This window comes from Janthinobacterium sp. C22 (assembly GCF_057919405.1).
The window spans coordinates 1,927,443-1,948,142 of record NZ_CP193659.1; the positions used below are offsets into that span (position 1 = coordinate 1,927,443).

Genomic DNA, 20,700 nt, shown 5'->3' on the forward strand with positions numbered 1-20,700 from the left:
CATCATTTGTCATTGGGAGCACCGCCTTGAAAGAAATTGATATCCGTCCGGCCAACGAAGCCGATTTCGACGCCATGTGGGCCATCTTCCAGGTCCTGGTGGCCGCTGGCGACACCTATACCTTCCCTGCCGATACCTCGCGCGAAGAGTGTCACGCCTACTGGTTCGGTCCCGGCGTGCAAAGCTTCGTCGCCGTGATGGGCAGCGAGCGCCTGCTGGGCATGTACAAGCTGGTGGCGAACCAGCCGGGCCATGGATCGCACGTGGCCAATGCCTCGTTCATGGTCGACCCGGCCGCGCAAGGCGTGGGCGTGGGCCGCCTGATGGGCGTGCACTGCATGGAAGAAGCGCGCCGCGCGGGCTACCTGGCGATGCAGTTCAACTTCGTCGTCAGCACCAACCTGGCCGCCGTCACGCTGTGGAAAAAACTGGGCTTCACGGTGGTCGCCACCCTGCCGCTGGCCTACCGCCACGCGCAGCTGGGCTATGTCGACGCCTACGTGATGTACCAGCTGCTGACCGATCCGATGCAGTGGCCGGCATGAGCGGCGCCGTCACTGTGATGGAGACGCCCCGTCTGCGCCTGCGCACGGCCACGCTGGACGATGCGGCCTTCTACATGGAGCTGGTCAACGACCCGTCGTGGATCGCCAACATCGGCCAGCGCAACATCCACACCCTGGAAGCGGCCCGCGCCGCGCTGGAGTCGGGACCGATGGCGCAGTTCGGCGAGCATGGCTATTCGCTGTACATCGTCGAGCGCCGCAGCGATGGCACCCCCGTGGGCATGGCCGGCCTGGTGCGGCGCGACAGCCTGCCCGGCCCCGATATCGGCTATGCCATGCGTCCCGCCTACTGGGGCCAGGGCTATGCCTGGGAAGCGACGGCGGCCATCGTGCGGCATGCGCAGCACGTGCTGCGCCTGCCCACCCTGTACGGCATCACCTCGCTGCAGAACCAGGCGTCGATCAATCTGCTCAACAAGCTGGGACTGCGCTTCGAGCGCTTTACGCGCCGCCAGCCGGACGGCAAGGATACGAACGTCTACCGCCGCGATTTTCGTCTGGATTGAATGGACAATGCATATCGAAAGACTGAAAAATAGTATTTAAAATCCGGCCGCTTTTGTAGTGGTGGCGCGCAGTCTTTGTTTTTATAGTTGGCATACCGGTGGAAGACCGCCGGACTATAAAAACTGGAGACTCGTGATGAAGATCGTTACTGCTATTGCATGGGGCGGCGTCATGTCCGCCGCCTGCGCGTCGATGCCGGCGGCATCGGCGCAAAGCTGCTCGGTGCCCGTCCTCAAGGTGCTGGCGCAAAAGAGCCTGGGCCTGACCGTGATGGAAAAGACCCTGGCCGAGTATGAAAAGAAAAACGGCACCAAGGTGCAGATCAGCTATTTCGGCGAAAACGACCGCCGCTCCAAGGCTAGGCTCGACGCTTCCACCAAGGCCGGCTCCTACCAGATCTATTACATCGACGAAGCCAACGTGGCCGAATTCGCCACGGCCGGCTGGGTCGTCCCCCTGCTCAAATACCTGCCGAAGGATGCCGACTACGACGACTTCCTGCCGGGCCGCCGCGCCGTCGCCGCGTACAAGGGCGTGGCGTATTTCGCGCCCCTGATCGGCGGCAGCGACTTCCTGCTCTACCGCCGCGACCTGCTGGAAAAGGCCGGCATCGCCGTGCCGAAGACGCTCGACGAACTGGTCGCCGCCGTGAAAAAACTCAACAGCCCGCCGAACGTGTATGGCTGGGCGGCGCGGGGCCAGCGCGGCTCGGGCATGAATGTGTGGCGCTGGGCGCCGTTCATGCTGGCCGCCGGCGGCAAGTGGGAAAACAATGGCGTGCCGGCCTTCAATTCGCCGCAGGCCGTCAAGGCGACGACCCTGTACCGCGAGCTGTTCAAGTACTCGCCGCCGGGCGGTGCCACCTACGACTGGAGCAACGCGCTCGAAGCATTCAGGTCGGGCAAGGTGGCCTTCATGATCGAGTCGACGCCGTTCGCCGACTGGATGGAAGACCCTAAAAAATCCTCGGTGGTCGACAAGGTGGGCTATGTGCGCCCGCCATCGCCATTGCCATCGGCCGCGTTTGGCCACGGCCTGGCCATCTCCGCCACTGGCGCGAAGGATGAATGCACGCGCCTGGCGGCCGGCAAGTTCATCGCTTTCGCCACGGGCAAGGAACAGGAACAGGCGCGCCTGAAGGACAAGGTCTTCAGTGACTACAACCGCAGCAGCACCATCGCCAGCGAGTACTTCCGCAAGCACGTCAAGCCGCAGATCCAGGCGGGCCTGACGGAGACCACGCCCGTCTCGCGCGTCACCATCTGGCCCAGCCCCGAGTGGCCGGACATCGGCGACAACCTGGGCGTGGTGCTGGAAGAAGTGTTTACGGGCACGCGCGGCGACGTGCAAAGCGCGCTCGATGAGGCCAACGAGTATGCGACGGAAGTGATGCAGCGGGCCAGCAAGCGTAAGTAAGTTCCTTTACCCCAGTAGTTTGCCCTTGGGGTGAAAAATGACGCCAACGTACGAGCCTGAAAGCTGATCCTTATGTCGCACTCCATCCATAAAAAACGCCACACCTGGCTGCCGGCCGTCTTTCTGACGCTGCCGCTGCTGGTCCTGCTGATACTGGGCCTGGTGCCCAGTATCGCCGCCATCAACCTGGCCCTGCAAAACCGCGTGCTGCGCTACAGCGACAGCGACTACGTCGGCTTTGCCAATTTTCTCCGCCTGTTCGGCGACCGCCGCTTCCTCAATGCCGTGCAGGTGTCGGCCATCTGGGAAGTGGTCACCGTGGCCGGATCGCTGCTCCTCGGCGTGCTGCTGGCCGTGTTCCTGTTCGAGAAAGTCAAGGGCCGCACGCGTGACGTCATCGCGCTGCTGCTGATCGTACCGGTGCTGCTGCCGCGCGTCTCGGCCGCCTTCATCTGGAAGTTCATGTATTCGCCGCTGATGGGCATTTTGAACTGGCTGCTCGAATGCGTGGGCCTGGGCGGCACGGCGCTGCTGTCGGACCCCGCCACGGCCCTGTACGCGGTGGCGCTGGTCGATATCTGGCAGTGGGGCCTGTTCTTCGGCGCCGTCATCCTGAAGCTGCTGGAAACCCTGCCCGCCGAACCGCTGGAAGCGGCGCGCCTCGACTACGCCAGCACGCTCCAGGTGTATGCCTACATCGCGCTGCCGATGCTGAAGGTACCGATCATGAGCCTCGTGTTCATCAAGATGGTCGAGTCGCTGCGCTCGTTCGACCTGATCTACGTGATGACCAAGGGCGGCCCCGGCATCTCCACCGAAACGCTGGACATGTACGCATATGCGCAAGGCATCGGCCTGATGGGCAAGGTGTCGTACGCGTCCAGCATGGCCGTGCTGATGATGCTGGCCACCACCGTCATCTTCACCTTACTCTGGAAGCGGGTCGCCAAATGGGAAAACTGACGCTCTCTCGCGGCTTTGGTGCCGTCGCCACCACCGCCATCACCACCGTGATTATCCTGGTGGCGCTGTTCCCCATCCTGTGGGCCGTGCTCAATTCCTTCAAGGAGCTGATGGACATCGTCACGCCCGTGCCGCGCTTTTTCTTCAGCCCGACCCTGGCCAACTACCAGCAGGTGCTGGCCAGCCCGGAAGTGCTCACGGGGCTGGGGAACAGCGTGGTCATCGTCGGCGTGGCCGTGCTGCTGGGCGCCGTGCTGGGCGTGCCGGCCGCGTATGCGATCGCCCGCTATCCGATACCTGCCAAGAAGGATATCCAGTTCTTCCTGCTGTCGCTGCGTTTTTTGCCGCCCGTGGCTGTCGCCATTCCATTGATCTCGATCTGGATCGACCTGGGCCTGTACGACTCGCGCCTGTCGATGGTGGTGACGTATCTGCTGGTGACCCTGTCGACCATCATCTGGCTGTCGATTCCCGCCTTTGCCCGCATCCCGAAAGAGATCGAGGAAGCGGCGGCGCTGGACGGCTACGGCCCCTACCAGGTGTTCTGGCACGTGGCCCTGCCGGTGGCCTCGAAGACACTGATGGGCGGCATCGTCTTCAGCTTCGTGCTGGTCTGGAATGAACTGATGATCGCGCTGGCGCTCACCTCCTCGAAAAGCATTACCTTGCCCGTCGTGGCGTCGGCATTTACCTCGATGGGCCAGGAGGTGCCGTGGGGCGTGGTGAACGCTTCCACCGTGCTGCTGGCGCTGCCGCCGCTGCTGTTCGTCGGCATCCTGGGACGGCTGCTCAACTCCATGCTCAAACACAAATAAAAGGACATCATCATGCAAGCACTCGTACTGGAACAGGCGGAAAAAATCACCTTGCGCGACATCGACGTGCCACTCGTCGTCGGCCCGCGCGACGTGAAAATCAAGATTCATACCGTGGGCATCTGCGGCAGCGACGTGCATTACTTCAAGCATGGCAAGATCGGCCCCTACGCCGTCGACGCGCCGATGGTGCTCGGTCACGAAGCGTCCGGCGTGGTGGCCGAAGTGGGCGATGAAGTGACGCACCTGAAGGTGGGCGACCGGGTCTGCATGGAGCCGGGCGTGCCGCAGTTCGATTCGCCGGCCACCATGCGCGGCCTGTACAACCTCGATCCTGCAGTGCGCTTTTGGGCCACGCCGCCCATCCACGGTTGTCTCACGCCATATGTCGTGCATCCGGCTGCCTTTACCTTCAAGCTGCCCGACAACGTCAGCTTCGGTGAAGGCGCCATCGTCGAACCGCTGTCCATCGGCCTGCAGGCGGCCACGAAGGCGGCCATCAAGCCAGGCGACGTGGCCGTGGTGATCGGCGCCGGTACCATCGGCGCCATGAATGCGCTGGCGGCGCTGGCGGGCGGCTGCTCGCGCGTGATCCTGGCCGACCTGGTGCCGGAAAAACTGGCCCTGTTCGCCGATAACCCGGCCGTGACCACGGTCGACGTGCGCCAGGCCAGCCTGGCGGACACGGTGCGAGAGGCCACCGATGGCTGGGGCGCCGACATCGTCTTCGAAGCCAGCGGCGGCATGCGCGCCTACGACAACATCGTCGACCTGCTGTGCCCGAACGGCTGCCTGGTGCTGGTCGGCATACCGCCCGACAACGTTCCCTTCGATATCGTCGCCATCCAGGCCAAGGAAGTGCGTATCGAGTCGGTGTTCCGCTACGCGAACATCTTCCCGCGCGCGATCGCCTTGCTCGCTTCCGGCAAGATCGACGTGAAGCCTTTCATTTCGCGCACCTTCGGCTTTGCCGATGGCGTGCAGGCGTTCGAGGAAGCGGCCAAGGGCCACCCGCGCGACGTCAAGATCCAGATCGAACTGGCAGGAGCGTAAGCATGGCAAATATCGCTTGCAGGCAGCTGCACAAGACTTATGACCAGAAGACGGCAGTGCTGCAGCCGTTCGACCTGGAAATCGATGACGGCGAATTCATCGTCCTGCTGGGGCCTTCGGGCTGCGGCAAGTCGACCCTGCTGCGCATGATCGCGGGCCTGGAAGACATCAGCGGCGGCGAGCTGTTGATCGGCGGCGCCGTCGTCAACGATTTGCCGCCCCGCGCGCGCAATGTGGCGATGGTGTTCCAGAACTATGCGCTGTATCCGCACATGACGGTGTACGACAATATCGCCTTCGGCTTGCGCCGCCTGAAGGTGCCGAACGACGAGATTGAGCGCCGCGTGCGCGAGGTGGCCGCCATCCTCAGTCTGGACAGCCTGCTCGAGCGCAAGCCGCGCGCCATGTCGGGTGGCCAGCAGCAACGCACGGCCATTGCGCGCGCCATGATCAAGACGCCGCAGGTATTCCTGTTCGATGAACCGCTGTCGAACCTGGACGCCAAGCTGCGCGCGCAGCTGCGCGCCGACATCAAGCGATTGCACCGCCGCCTGCGCACCACCACCCTGTACGTCACGCACGACCAGCTCGAGGCCATGACCCTGGCCGACCGGGTGGTGCTGATGAAGGGCGGGCATATCGAGCAGATCGGCACGCCGGCGGAACTGTACAACCATCCGCGCACCCTGTTCGCGGCAGGGTTCATTGGCACCCCTGCCATGAACTTCATCGACGGCGTCATCGAGAAGGAGGGCGGGCAAACGCTGCTCGTGTGCGCCGGCTACCGCTGGCCGCTGATTTCCCCCGCTTCGCGGCCTTGCCGGCCGGCACGCGCGTGGTCTTCGGCCTGCGTCCGAACCACTTGCGCGCGGCGCGGCCGGACGAGCCGGCGGGTACGCATGGCCTGGCATGCGCCATCGACCTGGTCGAACTGCTGGGCGCCGAAGCGCTGATCAGCTTTCAGTGCGGCGCCTTGACCTTGTCCGCCCTGCTGCCGGCGAATGCGGCCAACAGCGCGGCGCAGGTGGGGCAGAGCCTGGCGCTGGCCTTCGATGAAGAGCACATGCACCTGTTCGACGCCGACAGCGGACTGGCCTTGGCGCTCAGTGCTCAGCTAAGTGGTTAGAATAGCTGGCAACGAGACCGCGCAAGGGGAACTGCCGTGACGCCTGACCTGGAACTGATCCACAAACCGATCCACGAATCATTTCGCGCGTGGGCGCACGGCTTTCCGCATACCGGGGTGAAATGGCATTTTCATCCCGAGTACGAACTGCACTTCATCATCACCTCAAACGGCAAATTTTTTATCGGCGACCATATCGGCAGTTACGGGGCGGGCAATCTGATCCTGACAGGACCAAACCTGCCGCATAACTGGGTCAGCGAATTGCCGGAAGGCGTGGTCCTGCCCGAGCGCGACCTGGTGCTGCAGTTTTCCAGCGACTTCATCGAACGTTGCATGCTGCTGTTCCCGGAAATGGCGCCCCTGAAAGTCCTGCTGAGCGAGGCAGGCAGGGGCTTGCAATTTCCCGATGCGCTGGGCTTGCGCCTGGTGCCGCTGATGAAGGAATTGACGACGGCGCAGGGCTTGCGCCGGGTCGAGCTGTTTACGCGCCTGTTCGGCGAGCTGTGCGAGTGCCGCGAGCGGCGGCCCCTGGCCAGCGTGACTTACCTGGCGCAGGCGGGGCGCTATATGTCCTCGACCATCAACCTGGTGCTGACCTACATCAAGCAGAACATCACTCTGGATTTTTGCGAGCAGGACGTGGCCGACGTGGCGGAGATGAACACCTTGAAATTCACGCGTTTCTTCCGCAAGCATACGGGCACCTCGTTCATTCAATACGTCAACCAGGAACGCATCGCGCTCGCGTGCGAGCTGCTGAGGAACACGGACATGAAGGTCACCGATATCTGCTACCGCACGGGTTTCAACAACCTCTCCAATTTCAACCGCCAGTTTTTGGTCCACAAGCAGATGTCGCCGTCGAAATTCCGCTCCTGCGGGCAAATGAACATGCCAGCGTCGTTTTCCTGACGGTCCGTTTTCACTTTTTTATGGAACCATCGTGACTTATCTCGGTATCGATATCGGCACTTCCGAAGTCAAGGCCATCCTCACCGATGACGCGCAGACCATTCTCGCCAGCAGCGGCGTGACCCTGCGCGTCTCCAGTCCCCATCCCGGCTGGTCGGAACAGAATCCCGAAGACTGGTGGCACGCCACGCTGGACGTGATCGCCGCCATCCGCGCCGCGCAGCCGGTGGCGTTTTCCGGCTTGCGCGGCATCGCCCTGTCGGGCCAGATGCATGGCGCCACACTGCTCGACAAGCAGCAGCACGTGCTGCGCGCGGCCATCCTGTGGAACGACACGCGCGCCTTTGCCGAATGCGTGGAGCTCGAGGCGCTGGTGCCCGAGTCGCGCGCCATCACGGGCAACCAGGCCATGCCCGGTTTCACGGCGCCCAAGCTGCTGTGGCTGCAAAAATACGAACCGTCGCTGTTCCGCGCCACGGCCAAGGTCCTGCTGCCCAAGGATTACGTGGCCCTGCGCCTGACGGGCGAGTATGTGTCCGACATGTCCGACGCTTCCGGCACCCTGTGGCTGGACGTGGCCAAACGCGACTGGTCCGAGCGCATGCTGGCCGCCACCGGCCTCTCGCGTGAACACATGCCGCGCCTGGTCGAAGGCAGCGCCGCCGCCGCGCAGGTGCGGCCCTCGCTGTGCCAGGAATGGGGCATCGCGCATGCGGTGCTGCTGGCCGGCGGCGCGGGCGACAACGCGGCGGCCGCCGTGGGCCTGGGCGTGGTGGAGCCGGGTGCCGGCCTGCTGTCGCTGGGAACCTCGGGCGTGCTGTTCGCCGGCAGCGACGGTTTCGCGCCCAATCCGGGCCAGGGCGTGCACGCGTTCTGCCATTGCCTGCCCGAGCGCTGGCACCAGATGAGCGTGATCCTCAGCGCCGCGTCCAGCCTCAGTTGGGTGGCGCGCCTGACGCAATCGAACGACATCGGCGAATTGGTGACACTGGCGGAAAACGTCGAGGCGCGCACGGCGCCCGTCTTCCTGCCCTACCTGAGCGGCGAGCGCACGCCGCACAACGACGCCACGGCGCGCGGCGTGTTTTTCGGTTTGTCGACGGAGCACGGGCGCGCGGAACTGGCCTACAGCGTGATGGAAGGCGTGGCCTTTGCCATGGCCGACGGCAATGCGGCCCTGCGCAGCGCCGGCACGCATCTGAAAGAAGCGTCGTTCGTTGGCGGCGGCTCGCGCAGCCGTTTCTGGGCCCAGCTGTGCGCGAATGCCTCGGGCTTGCACGTGCTGCGCCACGACCATGGCGTGGCCGGCGGCACCCTGGGCGCGGCGCGCCTGGCGCAGATGGCGGTGACGGGCTTGCCGCCCGCGCAGGTGTGCACGCGCCCGGCCGTGCAGGAAACGGTGGCGCCGCAGGCGTGCGGCGTGCTGGACGAGCGCCTGGCGCGCTACCGGCGTTTGTATCCGCTGCTGCGCGAAGAATTCGCGGGCGCCGCGGCGGCGCGCTGAAGGGGGCGGGAAGATTGCCTGCCCGGCCATGCTGTAGGCGCGGGAATATGGCCAGACAGTCAATCTTCCCGTGTAATTTGTTGTTTCTATGTTGAAAGTGTTTCTCTAGCGAAAGCGCCGCTTGGGTTTTCACGGGGCGCGCCGCATGATTTCCTCGTTTGGTGAGAATTGGATAGATTTTGCGGCATCTTTGTTGCCATCCTGTTCTTGCCGCCGGGAGAAACATATGCAACTTGCGAATCTGAAAATCTCCGTCCGCCTGGGTTTGTTGGGCGCCTTCTTCTTTCTTGCGCTGGTGTTCGTCGGCGCGCGCGGCTGGAGCGCGCTCGACGCGGCCAGCGCGCGCGGCGCGGACGCCATGCAGCGCTCCGTGGCCCTGACGGAAGCCGTCGACGCGGCGCGCAGCGCGCAGGTGGAATTCAAGATCCAGGTGCAGGAATGGAAAAACATCCTGCTGCGCGGCGGCGACGCGGCCGCCTTCCAGCGCTACCGCGAAGCGTTCGTCGCCAGCGGCGCGCAGACGCGCAAGGAATTGAAAAGCCTGCAGGCGATGATGCACGCGTTGAAACTCGATACGGCGCCCGTGGAGCGTGCGCTGCAGGCGCACGATGCGCTCGGCGTGAGCTACCTGGCGGCGCTGCAACAGTATGACGGCGCGCGCGCCGACAGCGCCCACACGGTCGATGCGCTGGTCAAGGGCATGGACCGCGAACCGACGCGCCAGATCGACGCCATCGTCGCGGCCATCGGCAAGCAGTCGCACGGCCTGATGGCGCAGATGAAGGAGGAAGACGCGGCCGCGCACCGCAGCGCCAGCATCGTCATGCTGGCCACGGTGCTGGTGACCCTGGTCGTCGGCAGCGTCACCGTGTGGTGGCTGATCCGCAGCATCACGGTGCCGCTGGGCGCGGCCGTCGGCATCGCCCAGCAAGTGGCGGCCGGCGACTTGCGCGCCGTGGTGGCCGGCGGCAGCCGCGATGAAATCGGCGACCTGCTGCGGGCTTTAAAAGTGATGAGCGGCAACCTGGCCGACATCGTGGGCAGGGTGCGGGCCGGCACGGACGCCATCGCCATGGCGTCCGGCGAAATCGCCAGCGGCAATATGGACCTGTCCTCGCGCACGGAGGAGCAGGCCAGTTCGCTGGAAGAGACGGCCGCCTCGATGATCGAGCTGACGTCCACCGTGCGGCAGAATAACGACAACGCCGACCAGGCGCGCCAGCTGGCCGGCGGCGCGTCCGACGTGGCGCAGCGCGGCGGCGCGGCCGTGGCGCAGGTGGTGCAGACCATGAACCATATCAATGCCTCCTCGAAGCGCATCGTCGACATCATCGCCGTCATCGACGGCATCGCTTTCCAGACGAATATCCTGGCCCTGAATGCGGCCGTGGAAGCGGCGCGCGCGGGCGAGCAGGGACGCGGTTTCGCCGTCGTGGCGACCGAGGTGCGCAGCCTGGCGCACCGCTCGGCCGCGGCGGCCATGGAAATCAAGCAGTTGATCGGCGAATCCGTGCGCACGGTGGAAGAGGGCAGCGTGCTGGCCGGCCAGGCGGGGCGCACGATGGATGAGGTGGTGAGCAGCGTGCAGCGCGTCAACGCCATCATCGGCGAGATCGCCGTGGCCAGCGTGGAGCAGCGCGACGGCATCGAGCAGATCAGCATCGCCATCAGCCAGATGGATGGCGTGACGCAGCAGAACGCGGCCCTGGTGGAGCAGGCCGCCGCCGCCGCGGACGCGCTGCAGCAGCAGGCGGCCAGCCTGGCCGACGCCGTCAGTATCTTCAAGCTGCACGGCACGCCCGGCGTGGGCGCACCGGCGGGCGCCGCCCTGGCCCGCACGCTGTCGCTGGCCTGAAGCCGGCGTGTCCCGCGCCGCTTGATGCCAGTCAAGCGGCACCCGATCAGGCAAATATCGCCCCGAAATTCTTATACTATTTCCTTTCCGCATGTATCTGCGCCCGGACGCATGGCGCGCGTTGCAAAGGAAAACCATGTCCCGTACTTTCCGCCTGCCGGGTGACGCATGACGGCGCTGCTGCTGGCGCTGTGCCTGTGCCTGGCCGTGACGCTGAGCGTGCTGCTGGCCTGCCAGTGGCAGGCGGCGCGCATGTGGCGCATGCGCCATGCGACCGGCGCGGTGCTGCAGGCGGCGCAGGCGCAGCGCATGGCGGAGGCGCTGGCGCTGCTGCATGCGCTGCCGGCGGCCGTCATCGGCACCGACCACGACGGCGTGGTGCGGTACCTGAATCCCCGCGCCAGCGCCATGGGCGGCTTGCTGGGCGACGATGGCCTGGGCCAGCCCGTGACCGGGCTGCTGCCGCTGTTCCATGACGGCACGCCCATCGATGCGGCGCGCCAGGTGCGCGACTGCGTGGCGCGCCAGGAAGTGCTGGAGGTGGCGCGCGGCGCCGTGCTGCTGCGCCATCTCGACGGCAAGCGCATCGACGTGCAGTACAGCTGCGCGCCGCTGGCGCAGGGCGGCGCGGTGCTGCTGCTGCACGATGTGTCGGCCCGCCGGCGCGCCGAGCAGCAGCTGGAATTCATCGCCCACCACGACGGTCTGACGGGGCTGCCGAACCGCCTGCATTTCCAGATCCGCTTCGAGCACGGCATCGCCTACGCGCGCCGCCACCAGGGTTTGCTGGCCGTGCTGTTCGTGGACATCGACCGCTTCAAATCCATCAACGACAGCCTGGGGCACGACGTGGGCGACCAGGTGCTGACGGAGTTCGCGCGCCGGGTGCAGCAGTGCGTGCGCAAGGTCGATACGGTGGCGCGCCAGGGCGGCGACGAATTCATCATCCTGCTGACGGAGCTGCGCACGGCGCACGATGCCGAGCGGGTGGCCGAAAAGATCGTCGCCGCCATCGCCGCGCCCTTCGTCATCGGCGAGTACAGCCTGGCGGTGGCGGCCAGCGTGGGCGTGGCCCTGTATCCGGACGACGACGACGACGTCAATGCGCTGATCGAAAAGGCCGACCTGGCCATGTATGCGGCCAAGCGCCACGCGCCCGGCACCTGCCTGCGTTACGCCGCGCGCATGCAGACGCAGTCGTATTCGCGCACCATCCTCGAGACGGCCCTGCGCCACGCGCTCGAACGCGATGAATTCGCCCTGTTCTACCAGCCGCGCATGGACTTGAAGATGCGCAGGATCACGGGCGTGAAGGCGCTGCTGCGCTGGAAGCACCCGGAACTGGGCTTGATGATGCCGCTCGACTTTTTACCGGTGCTGGAGGAAAGCGCCCTGATCCTGCCGGTGGGGGCGTGGGTGATGTCCACGGCGGTGGAACAGGCGCGCAGGTGGATCGAGCAGGGGCAGATGCTGACGGTGTCCGTCAGCCTGTCGGCGCGCCAGTTCTACCAGCGCGATATCGCGCGCAATTTCGCCGCCGCGCTGGAGACTGCCGGCGTGCCGGGCCATTGCATCGAGCTGGAAATCGCCGCCGGCATCCTGATCGACAGCAACCAGAACTGCGAATTGATACTGCGCCAGTTCCGCCAGCTGGGCATGGCGATCGCCATCAGCGATTTCGGTACGGGCGACGCGTCGCTCACTTACCTGAAACGCTTTCCCACGGATGCCGTGAAGATCGAAAAGTGCTTCGTCGACGACCTGGGCAAGCCGGGCGGGGACGGCGCCATGGTGCGCGCCATCGTGGCGATGGCGCGCACCTTGGGGCTGCGCAGCATCGCCGGCGGCGTGGAAAGCGGCGAGCAGCTGGAACTGCTGGCCGAGATGGGCTGCGACGAGGCGTTTGGCTATTTCCTCGGCCGCGCCATGGCGCCCGAGGGTATCGAGGCGCTGCTCAAGTCGCCTAGCCCGGCGTGACGGACAGCGCCGCCAGCAGCGCGGCGGCCAGCACGGCCGCGCCGCCGATGACGCGCGCCAGGCGCATGGCCTGGTGCGGCGCATACGGCAGCAGCCAGATCAGCAGCAAGCCGCAGCCCGTCAGGCTGCCGACCCAGTAGACGAGGCCATAGCCGCCGCCGGCGATGTGCATGGACCAGGCCAGGGCCGCCGCCAGCGCCAGCCAGCCCGTCCACTGCAGGCGGCGGCGCAGCGGCGCGGGCGGTTCGGCGCCGCGCCCGTGCAGGTCGGCGTAGTGGCGGTCCATGGCCAGGCACAGCGAGGACAGGCCCGCGTAGCACAGCGCGAAGACGAGGAAATTGGCTAATAGTTCCATCACGCGGCCTCCATCGTCGTCGGCGCCGGCTTGGCCGGTGCTGGTTTGGAGGCTTTCACGGGCAGCGGTTTCAATTTGAACGCCGCATACGCGAGGCCCAGGCCCAGCACCAGCACCACCAGGTCGAAGGCGGCCACCGGCACGGGGCCGCGTCCCAGAACAGGGTCACGCCCAGGTGCGAATGGGTCGTGAAGACGTTCAGCACGGGCAGCGCCGCGAGCAGGAAGGCGCCGGCGGCCAGCTGCAGGCGCCACATGGCGCGCGACGGGCGCAGCTGGGCGATGATGGCGGCCAGGGCCCAGGCGCCGAAGAAGCAGGCGATTTCCTCTTTCGGGCGTTCCTCCATCGCCACCGGCAGCAGGCGGTTGGCCCAGAAGTAGGCGCCGAAGGCGATCGGGATGCCGGCGATGGCGCCGATGTTGAGCGCTTCCACCAGGCGCAGGCCGAAGCTGGCGCGCTTGCCGGCGGCCAGCGCCTTGGCCTGCTTCTGGCGCGTCTTGACGGCCCACAGCAGGGCGCCCGTGGCGACCATGGCGCAGCCGGCCAGGCCGGAGAGGAAGAACAGGGCGCGCAGCAGCGGTCCGCCGAAATGCGCGACGTGCAGGCCGACCATCACGCCTTGCGTGGCGGCGGCGCCGGGCTGCGCCTCGCCGTCCGATGACAGCAGCTTGCCGGACACGCCATCGAATTCCATCGACGGCTGCTTCGACGACATGTCGCGTCCGCCGGCGCGCGTCAGGGTGATGGTGGCGTTGGCGTCGCCCGGATGGTTGACGGAGATGCGCTCGACCTTGCCGCCCCACTGCTGTTCCGCCTGGCGCACGAGCGGCGCGAGCGGCGTCAGCGGCGCGGCCACGCCGGCCGGCTTGCTGTCGCCCGAGCGGCCCGGGAAGGCTTCGGCGAAAAAGGCGTCCTGGTCGCCCTTGTAGGCGGCCGTGACGCCGGACGGCATGTACAGGAACATCAACGTGACCAGGCCCGTGTAGGTGATCATGATGTGGTAGGGCAGGGCCAGCACGGCCGTCACATTGTGCGCGTCGAGCCACGAGCGCTGGCCCTTTTTCGGCCGGAAGGTAAACAAATCCTTGAAGATGCGCTTGTGCGTGACGATGCCGCTGATGATGGAGACGAACATGAACATGGCGCAGAAACCCACGATCCAGCGGCCCCAGATGGCCGACATGTAGTGCAGGTCGAAATGCAGGCGGTAGAGGAATTCGCCGCCGCGCGTCTCGCGCGGCTTGGACAGCACCTGGCCCGTGGCCGGATCGGCTTTTTCGCTATGAAAATTGCCGCGCCTGCCGCGTTTCTTTTCGCCGGGCTTGGACGGTTTGCTCCAGCCCAGCTGCGTGGCGGGGCTGCGCTCGCCGGGCAGGCTGATGAACCAGCGCGTGGCGCCTTCTGCCCGCTCTTCCATCGCCTGTTGCGCGACCTTGGCCGCTTCCTCGGTGCTCACCTGGCTGGCGGCGGCGCCGTGCAGTTCGGGCTGCATCCACAGGGTGATTTCATTGCGGTAGTAGCTGGCCGTGCCGGCGCAAAACACCAGCAGCAAGATCCAGCAGACGAGCAGGCCGGACCAGGTGTGCAGCCATGCCATCGACTGGCGGAAACCTTCTTTCATGCGAGACTCCAGGATAGTGCGCCCATCGATTGCAGGATGGCGGCGATGACGGCGGCGGGGATTGCGAGCCCGAGCCACGCGCGCAGGGCGCTGCGCGTGGCGAAGACCCACATCACGGCGCAGGTGTAGATGGCAAACGACAGCAGGGTGGCCGTCATGACGGCTTCGGAACGGGCCATGGGCAGGCTCACCGACAGCAGCATGGTGACCAGCGCGGCCAGCACGTAGCCGCCAGCGATGGCCGCCACGCTGCGCGACGCCACGCCGAGGCGGTACATGACCCCGGCGGACAGGCGCAGGCGCGGCATTTTAATGATGGCTGGCGCTTGCATGGTCAGTCGTGTTCCTTGCTGGGCGGCAGGGCCGGGCCGGCCGGCAGCGGCGTCACGCCTTGCGGCTGCACCAGGCTCAGGGTGGTCACGAACATGGCCTTGTCATACGCTTGCGCGCCGCGCTGGCCGGGCGTCTTGTCCGTGTGCTGCACTTCCAGCACATACGTGCCCTGCCACGGCAGCGGGAAACTGACCAGGCCTTGCGCATCGCTCCACGCTTCCTTGCCCCAGCCAGATTGCACCACGGCGTTGACCTTGGCCTGCGCCAGCGGCTTGCCCTGGTAGCTGACCTGGAACTGGCCAGCTTTGCCGGTCGGCACCAGGTCCAGGGTCAGCGCTTGTGATTGCGCCTTGCCGTCGGCGACCAGGCGCGCGGCAGGAATCCACACGGTGCGCGTGGCCTTGCCATCCTTTTTCTCTTCCCACGACGGGTAGTTGTCTTCCTCGACGATGATGCTTTCGCCGGCCGCCACCTTGCCATTCAGGAGGAAGGCGCCGGCCGTCTTGCTTGCCTGCAGCGGCTTGCTGCCGGCGGGCGAAATCCACGTCACGCGCTGGATGCTGAACTTGTCCAGCAGGCCGGGCGACGCTTCGCGCAGGTTGTCGCCGAATTCGCCGAAATACACGCTGGCCGCCTTGCCGTCCTGCTGCAGCCAGATCTGGTGCGCGCTGGCGCTGCCGCAGGCGATGGCCGCGCCCAGCAGGGCGGTGGCGAGGGCGCCGGGGCGCGCGATGGAAGCGATGTGCATGGTGTAACCCTTATCTTGTTATGTGAGTGGAAAAAGCGGCCGGCGGTGCATCAGTACTGGTAGCGCAGGTTCAGCGCCACGTTGCGCGGCTCGCCGTAATAGCCGCCGTTATAGAACCCCACGCGGCGGAAATACGTCTTGTCGAACAGGTTGTTGACGTTCAGGCTGGCCGACAGTTTCGGGCTGATCTGGTAGCGCGCCATCAGGTTGGCCAGCACGTAGCTGCCCTGGCTGACGCGGATCTTGCTTTTGTTCGGCAGGGTGGCCGTCGTCCAGATATCGTTCTGCCAGTTCAAGCCGCCGCCGATGGTGAGATTTTGCAGCTCGCCCGGCAGGCGGTAGGTGGTCGAGAGGCGCAGCATGTTGGTCGGCTGGATGGTGTTGGTCACCACGCCCTTGCCCGTCTTCGATTTGCTGTGCGTGTAGCCGGCAAACAGCTGCCAGCCGCTCAAGGGGCTGCCCGACACCTCCGCCTCGTAGCCGCGGCTTTTCGTGCCCTTGCCCGTCGAGATATACGGACGGCCGCCGTCCGGCAGCACGAAGGTGGGCGGCACCGACTTGTCTTCCTCGCCCAGGTTGTCCTGCTTCGCTTCATACACGGCGAACGAGGCGTTCACGGCGCCGTCGAGGAATTCGCTCTTCACGCCCGCTTCCACGTTGCTGCCCGTGATCGGGTCGAGGAAGGCGTTGTGCTTGTCCTTCAGGTTTTGCGGCTTGAACAGGTCCGTATAGCTGGCGTACAGCGACGTGCTCTTGCTCACGTCCAGCACCACGCCCGCGTATGGCGTGATGACATCGTCCGTTTTATACGCGGAGCTGCGCTTGACGAAACGGCCCTGGGTGTCGTAACGGTCGTTATACGTCTCCCACTTCGACACGCGCGCGCCGGCCAGTACCTTGAAGCTGTCCGTGACGTTGATGCGCGTGGCGATGAAGGCGCCCGACTGTTTCGTGGTGGCGACGTCGCGCGCGCCCGTGCGCGTGAGCGCCGGCTCGGGCACGTCGCCCGTCCAGTTGCGGAAGTCGGGGATGGTCGTGGCGAATGGCAGCGGATCGGGTAGCAAGGTTTCATTCGTCGTGCCCTTTCGCTTCCAGCCGTTCACGCCCAGCACCAGGTCGTGCCGGCGGCCGAACAGGGGAAGCTGCCATTGGCCGCCAGGTCGAAGTTGTCCTGCTTTTCCTCGTAGGGGAAGGCGCCGCTCCAGACTTCCAGGCCGCTGCCGTCGCGTTTCGGATAGCCGCTGCCGCCGTAGAACAGCTTGCCGTTCGAGGAGCTGTCCAGGCGCCCGTAGGCGGCCTTGAGCTTCCAGTCGCTGGCGAAGCGGTGTTCGAGATAGATGTAGCTGTTCTGGAACTCGCGCTCCCAGCTGCTCCACTTGGCCGCCATGTTGAACGAGCGGGGCATGTTGGCCGGCGTGCCATCCGCGAAGAACAATGGCGTGGTGCCCCAGCTCGTGCCTTTCGGCGTGTTCTTTTGATAGTCGATGCCGGCCGTGAGCAACGTTGCAGGCGTCAGGTCCGCCTCGACGATGACGGCGCCCGCCAGCTTGCGTTCCTTGTACAGGTCCATGTAGGAATGGCGGTTCTGGCCGGCCACGACGACGCGCCCGCGGATGCTGCCGTCCGCATTCAACGGCGCGCTGATGTCGCCTTCGAGCCGCACCTTGCTCCAGGAACCGACGGTCAGGCCGGCCGAGGCGGAAAATTCCTTGCCGGGGCGCTTGTGCAGCATGTTGATGGTGGCCGACGGGTCGCCATTGCCGCTGACCAGACCCGTGGCGCCGCGCACGATTTCGATGCGGTCATAGATGGCCGTGTCGAACAGCGCATTCGACCCGGAATTGACGGCCACGCCGTCGATCTGATAATTGCCGATGGAAAAGCCGCGCGCGGAAAAACTCGTGCGTTCGCTATCGTTTTCCTGCACCGTCACGCCCGTCGACTGCACCAGCACCTCGGCCAGGCTGTTCAATCCCATGTCGTCCATGCGCTGGCGCGTCACCACGGAAATCGATTGCGGCGTTTCGCGCATCGACAGGCCCATGCGCGTGCCCGTGGCCATCTGTCTGGTGGTGTAGGAGCCCGTGTGCTCCGTCGACGCCTTGTCTTGCTGGGCCTGCACCTTGATCTCGCTCAGGGTGGCTTCCTCCGGCTTGGCGCTCGTATCGGCGGCCAGCGCCGTGCCTGCGCCCAGCGCCGCCGCCAGCAATGCCGTCTGCACGGCGGCGGCCAGCGGACGCAGGGCGGTATTGCCAACGGTTGGGGAAAACGGGCCGGCAACCATGCCGGCCAGCGAACGTGCTCGCGCCATGAAACATCCTTCTTCTCGTATGCCCGCCGTCGGGCGGCTGGCGTTTTTGGTATGGGAGGCTTGCTTGGCGGTGGTGCCTGGCTGGCGCAGCGTGTCATCCAGCCTTACGGCAGTCAGGCGACTGCGTGCGGACTCCGGCGAGTCTAAATGTGAATGAGAACTATTCTTATTATAGTGCGGGGTTGCGAGACATGCAAGAGTGTGATGTTGTAAATGCGCACGGCCGCCCCATTGCTGGCGGCGGCCGTGTATGTGCAGGAGCGGGGGCGTTTACAGCTGGCCGCGCAGGGTCAGCATGGCGTTGCGCGGTTCGCCATAGAAGTTGGAGCCATAGGCGGCCCACACGCGCGCGTAGTATTTTTTGTCGAACAGGTTGTTCACCGTCAGCGACAGCTCCAGTTTGGGACTGAGGCGGTAGCCTGCCTGCAAGCCCACCGTGGTGACGGGACCCTGCTCGAATTTCACGGGCCCGTTCAGGCGATACATGCTGCTGACGCTGCGCAAGCCGCCGCCCACGCTGACTTTATCGAGCGCGCCGGCCAGCCGGTAATTGGTCCACAGGTTGACGTTGTGGCGCGGAGCGATGAAGGTGTACAGCTGCGCCTTCTGGTCGTCGCTGCCTTCCAGGGTGCGCGTGCTGGTGTAGGAATAGCCGCTCGTGATGTTCCAGCCCGGCAGAGGGCTGCCGCTCAGTTCGGCTTCCACGCCCTGGCTGCGCATCTTGCCCGCGCCGATGGAAAACAGCGGGTTGGCCGGGTCGGGCATGACGCGGTTTTCATCTTCCATGCGGAACAGGGCCGCGTGCGCGTTGACGTTCTTGTCGAACAGTTCTGCCTTCAGTCCCAGCTCGAACTGCTGGCCCGTGCGCGGCTTCAGGGTCTGGCCGGCAGCGTCCGTGGTGGACTGGGGCGTGAAGATGCGCGTGTAGCTGCCATAGGCCGACAATTGCCTGTCGAGCTCGTAGACCAGGCCCGCATACGGCGTGAACTTGGCCTTGATCGTGTTGCTGACATCGGTGAACTGGTTGAAATAGGCGTTGCGGTTGACGGTGTGGTTGTCCCAGTGCGTCAGGCGCCCGCCCAGGTTGACGGCCAGCCGGTCCGTCGCTTGCAGGCGGGTGCGCGCGTACAGGCCGAACTGCTTGGTGCGGTTGTCATTGCCGTTGGAAAAAGTGTAGCTGGGCTGCGCGATATTGTTGTCAGGATGAAAAATATTGACCGGCGCATTGTCTCCGCCGCCATACCGGAAATTCTTGTGCACCTGGCGGTAGTCGGCGCCCACGATCAGGTCGTGGCTGCGGCCAAAGGCCTGGAACGGCGTGGCCAGGTAAGCGTCCAGGCCCTGCGTCTTCCAGTGGCTGCGGTAGTTCCAGCTGACCAGGCAGCTGTCGCCCGTGACGGGATCGGCGGAACAGTCGGACCAGCCGAAGCTGCGCGACGGCTCATCTTGCTCGCGGTGCAGGGCGGTGACCTTGACCTGGCCGCCGTTGTCCAGTTTGTGATCGAGTTCGGCAAAATATTCCGTGACCTTTTCCGTGATGTGGTTCCAGGCCGGGTCCAGGTAGGTGGAGCGGGGCACGTCGAGCAAACGCCCGTCTTCATACGCGGGCAAGCCGAAGGCGGGGCGGCCCTTGTATTGCTGGTGGGTGATGCCGCCCGTCAGCACGGTGCCCGGCGCCACATCGATGGCGATGGTGCCGTACAGCAGCGGTTTTTCCGCATACACATGGTCGACGAAGGAGCGCCGGTGTTCGTAGGCGGCCACCAGGCGGCCGCGCACTCTGCCGTCCGCGCTCAGGGGGCCCGTGACGTCCGCTTCCGCGTAGTAGCGGTCCCAGGAACCTGCGCTGAGCACGCCGCTGGCGGCAAAAGTGTCGCGCGCGCGCTTGCGCACCAGGTTGATGGTGCCGCCCGGGTCGGCCGCGCCCTGGAACAGGCCGGCCGGTCCGCGCAGCACTTCCACGCGGTCATAGATGGCCAGGCCGAAGCCGGCCGACAGATCGTTGCCCGTGCTGGCGGGCGTCATCACGCCATCGACCTGCACCGCATCGAGCGCATAGCCGCGCGAATAAAAGTTACCGTGGTTGCCGCCCGTGCTGCTGGCCTCGACGGTGATGCCCGTCACGCCGCGCATGGCGTCGTCCAGGCTCAGCAAATTCTGGTCGTTCAGTTGCTGGCGCGTCAGCACGGAGATGGACTGGGGAATCTCGCGCAGGCTTTGCCGGCCCTTGCCGATGCTCACCGCCTGCGCCGCATACGACTTGGTCAGCTCGCTGTCTGGCGTCGCCTCCTGGCGCGCGCTGACGGTAATTTCCGCCAGGGTCGCCACCTTGCCCGTGGCGGGGGCGCCGGACGGATGATGACGCTGTTGCCGTCGATGCTGGCGGCCAGGCCGCTGCCGGCCAGCAGGCGCTCCAGGCTGTCGGCCACGCCGAGGGTGCCGCTGACGGCGGGCGCCGTCTTGCCGGCTACGAGTTCGGGCGCGAACAGCAGTTGCAAATTGGCTTGCCGCGCCAGTTCATTCAGGGCTTGCCCCAGCGGCTGGGCGGCGATGGACAGCGTGACGGTGGGCGCCGTTTGCGCCTGTGCCAGGGAGATGCTGCCCAGGGCCAGCATGGCGGCCAAGGCGAGGGGGC

18 protein-coding genes and 1 pseudogene are annotated in these 20,700 nt (G+C 65.6%); 11 read left to right on the top strand and 8 right to left on the bottom strand.

The annotated features are described in order from the left end of the window. Window positions 1-26: 26 nt before the first annotated feature. From ACRHIG_RS08880 to ACRHIG_RS08930, 11 genes and pseudogenes are all read left to right on the top strand, one after another. The gene (locus ACRHIG_RS08880; protein WP_070289184.1) at window positions 27-545 is read left to right on the top strand and encodes a GNAT family N-acetyltransferase; all 519 of its coding nucleotides are present in this window, start codon (window positions 27-29) and stop codon (window positions 543-545) included. Beyond that, complete coding sequence (locus tag ACRHIG_RS08885) at window positions 542-1,072, top strand: GNAT family N-acetyltransferase (RefSeq protein ID WP_475414775.1); 531 nt, start codon at window positions 542-544, stop codon at window positions 1,070-1,072. Before ACRHIG_RS08880 ends, ACRHIG_RS08885 begins: the two co-directional genes overlap by 4 nt. A 172-nt stretch (window positions 1,073-1,244) precedes the next feature. Beyond that, complete coding sequence (locus ACRHIG_RS08890) at window positions 1,245-2,489, top strand: ABC transporter substrate-binding protein (RefSeq protein ID WP_475414820.1); 1,245 nt, start codon at window positions 1,245-1,247, stop codon at window positions 2,487-2,489. Window positions 2,490-2,561: 72 nt separating this feature from the next. Beyond that, on the top strand, window positions 2,562-3,452 hold the full coding sequence (locus ACRHIG_RS08895) for a carbohydrate ABC transporter permease (RefSeq protein WP_475414774.1): 891 nt from the start codon (window positions 2,562-2,564) through the stop codon (window positions 3,450-3,452). Then, window positions 3,440-4,267: a carbohydrate ABC transporter permease gene (locus tag ACRHIG_RS08900; protein ID WP_475414773.1), complete on the top strand. Its 828-nt coding sequence runs from the start codon at window positions 3,440-3,442 to the stop codon at window positions 4,265-4,267. The genes ACRHIG_RS08895 and ACRHIG_RS08900 overlap by 13 nt, the downstream gene beginning before the upstream one ends. A gap of 12 nt (window positions 4,268-4,279) precedes the next feature. Then, entirely contained in the window at window positions 4,280-5,320 is a 1,041-nt protein-coding gene (locus ACRHIG_RS08905; protein ID WP_475414772.1) for an NAD(P)-dependent alcohol dehydrogenase, read from the top strand. Window positions 5,321-5,322: 2 nt separating this feature from the next. Further along, window positions 5,323-6,410: pseudogene (locus ACRHIG_RS08910) on the top strand (ABC transporter ATP-binding protein); the annotation flags it as partial. 72 nt (window positions 6,411-6,482) lie between these two features. Next, window positions 6,483-7,361, top strand: coding sequence for an AraC family transcriptional regulator (locus tag ACRHIG_RS08915; RefSeq protein ID WP_475414770.1), 879 nt, complete (start codon window positions 6,483-6,485; stop codon window positions 7,359-7,361). A 31-nt stretch (window positions 7,362-7,392) separates the two neighbouring features. Continuing rightward, complete coding sequence (xylB, locus tag ACRHIG_RS08920) at window positions 7,393-8,865, top strand: xylulokinase (protein ID WP_489629967.1); 1,473 nt, start codon at window positions 7,393-7,395, stop codon at window positions 8,863-8,865. Between the two features lie 226 nt (window positions 8,866-9,091). Continuing rightward, a complete protein-coding gene (locus tag ACRHIG_RS08925; RefSeq protein ID WP_489629968.1) occupies window positions 9,092-10,720 on the top strand; it encodes a methyl-accepting chemotaxis protein in 1,629 nt (542 codons plus the stop codon). 168 nt (window positions 10,721-10,888) lie between these two features. Further along, complete coding sequence (locus tag ACRHIG_RS08930; protein WP_489629969.1) at window positions 10,889-12,697, top strand: putative bifunctional diguanylate cyclase/phosphodiesterase; 1,809 nt, start codon at window positions 10,889-10,891, stop codon at window positions 12,695-12,697. Here ACRHIG_RS08930 and ACRHIG_RS08935 read toward each other — a convergent pair. The 8 genes from ACRHIG_RS08935 to ACRHIG_RS08970 form a co-directional block, all read right to left on the bottom strand. Beyond that, window positions 12,684-13,052: a DUF3325 domain-containing protein gene (locus ACRHIG_RS08935; protein WP_489630775.1), complete on the bottom strand. Its 369-nt coding sequence runs from the start codon at window positions 13,050-13,052 to the stop codon at window positions 12,684-12,686. The two genes, ACRHIG_RS08930 and ACRHIG_RS08935, sit on opposite strands and share 14 nt — an antisense overlap. 70 nt (window positions 13,053-13,122) lie before the next feature. Next, window positions 13,123-14,673 (bottom strand): PepSY-associated TM helix domain-containing protein, encoded by a 1,551-nt coding sequence (locus ACRHIG_RS08940; protein ID WP_489629970.1) that lies wholly within the window; start codon window positions 14,671-14,673, stop codon window positions 13,123-13,125. Next, window positions 14,670-15,005: a DUF3649 domain-containing protein gene (locus ACRHIG_RS08945; protein ID WP_489629971.1), complete on the bottom strand. Its 336-nt coding sequence runs from the start codon at window positions 15,003-15,005 to the stop codon at window positions 14,670-14,672. Before ACRHIG_RS08945 ends, ACRHIG_RS08940 begins: the two co-directional genes overlap by 4 nt. A gap of 2 nt (window positions 15,006-15,007) precedes the next feature. Then, a complete protein-coding gene (locus tag ACRHIG_RS08950; protein WP_489629972.1) occupies window positions 15,008-15,754 on the bottom strand; it encodes a DUF4198 domain-containing protein in 747 nt (248 codons plus the stop codon). A 50-nt stretch (window positions 15,755-15,804) separates the two neighbouring features. Next, window positions 15,805-16,857 carry a TonB-dependent siderophore receptor gene (locus ACRHIG_RS08955; RefSeq protein ID WP_489629973.1) on the bottom strand — a complete coding sequence of 351 codons (1,053 nt, stop codon included), beginning with the start codon at window positions 16,855-16,857 and terminating at the stop codon, window positions 15,805-15,807. Beyond that, window positions 16,854-18,065: a TonB-dependent siderophore receptor gene (locus ACRHIG_RS08960; protein WP_489629974.1), complete on the bottom strand. Its 1,212-nt coding sequence runs from the start codon at window positions 18,063-18,065 to the stop codon at window positions 16,854-16,856. The genes ACRHIG_RS08955 and ACRHIG_RS08960 overlap by 4 nt, the downstream gene beginning before the upstream one ends. 270 nt (window positions 18,066-18,335) lie before the next feature. Beyond that, window positions 18,336-20,393 carry a TonB-dependent siderophore receptor gene (locus ACRHIG_RS08965; protein WP_489629975.1) on the bottom strand — a complete coding sequence of 686 codons (2,058 nt, stop codon included), beginning with the start codon at window positions 20,391-20,393 and terminating at the stop codon, window positions 18,336-18,338. Further along, window positions 20,330-20,680, bottom strand: a complete 351-nt coding sequence (locus ACRHIG_RS08970; protein ID WP_489630776.1) for an STN domain-containing protein — start codon at window positions 20,678-20,680, stop codon at window positions 20,330-20,332. Before ACRHIG_RS08970 ends, ACRHIG_RS08965 begins: the two co-directional genes overlap by 64 nt. Window positions 20,681-20,700: the final 20 nt, after the last annotated feature.

Coding starts and splice junctions, on each gene's coding strand:
- ACRHIG_RS08895 (WP_475414774.1), top strand. CDS start 2,562: ATGTCGCACTCCATCCATAAAAAACGCCACACCTGGCTGCCGGCCGTC.
- ACRHIG_RS08945 (WP_489629971.1), bottom strand. CDS start 15,005: ATGCAAGCGCCAGCCATCATTAAAATGCCGCGCCTGCGCCTGTCCGCC.
- ACRHIG_RS08935 (WP_489630775.1), bottom strand. CDS start 13,052: ATGGAACTATTAGCCAATTTCCTCGTCTTCGCGCTGTGCTACGCGGGC.
- ACRHIG_RS08890 (WP_475414820.1), top strand. CDS start 1,245: ATGTCCGCCGCCTGCGCGTCGATGCCGGCGGCATCGGCGCAAAGCTGC.
- ACRHIG_RS08930 (WP_489629969.1), top strand. CDS start 10,889: ATGACGGCGCTGCTGCTGGCGCTGTGCCTGTGCCTGGCCGTGACGCTG.
- ACRHIG_RS08970 (WP_489630776.1), bottom strand. CDS start 20,680: ATGCTGGCCCTGGGCAGCATCTCCCTGGCACAGGCGCAAACGGCGCCC.
- ACRHIG_RS08950 (WP_489629972.1), bottom strand. CDS start 15,754: ATGCACATCGCTTCCATCGCGCGCCCCGGCGCCCTCGCCACCGCCCTG.
- ACRHIG_RS08925 (WP_489629968.1), top strand. CDS start 9,092: ATGCAACTTGCGAATCTGAAAATCTCCGTCCGCCTGGGTTTGTTGGGC.
- ACRHIG_RS08905 (WP_475414772.1), top strand. CDS start 4,280: ATGCAAGCACTCGTACTGGAACAGGCGGAAAAAATCACCTTGCGCGAC.
- ACRHIG_RS08900 (WP_475414773.1), top strand. CDS start 3,440: ATGGGAAAACTGACGCTCTCTCGCGGCTTTGGTGCCGTCGCCACCACC.
- ACRHIG_RS08885 (WP_475414775.1), top strand. CDS start 542: ATGAGCGGCGCCGTCACTGTGATGGAGACGCCCCGTCTGCGCCTGCGC.
- ACRHIG_RS08960 (WP_489629974.1), bottom strand. CDS start 18,065: ATGGCGCGAGCACGTTCGCTGGCCGGCATGGTTGCCGGCCCGTTTTCC.
- ACRHIG_RS08940 (WP_489629970.1), bottom strand. CDS start 14,673: ATGAAAGAAGGTTTCCGCCAGTCGATGGCATGGCTGCACACCTGGTCC.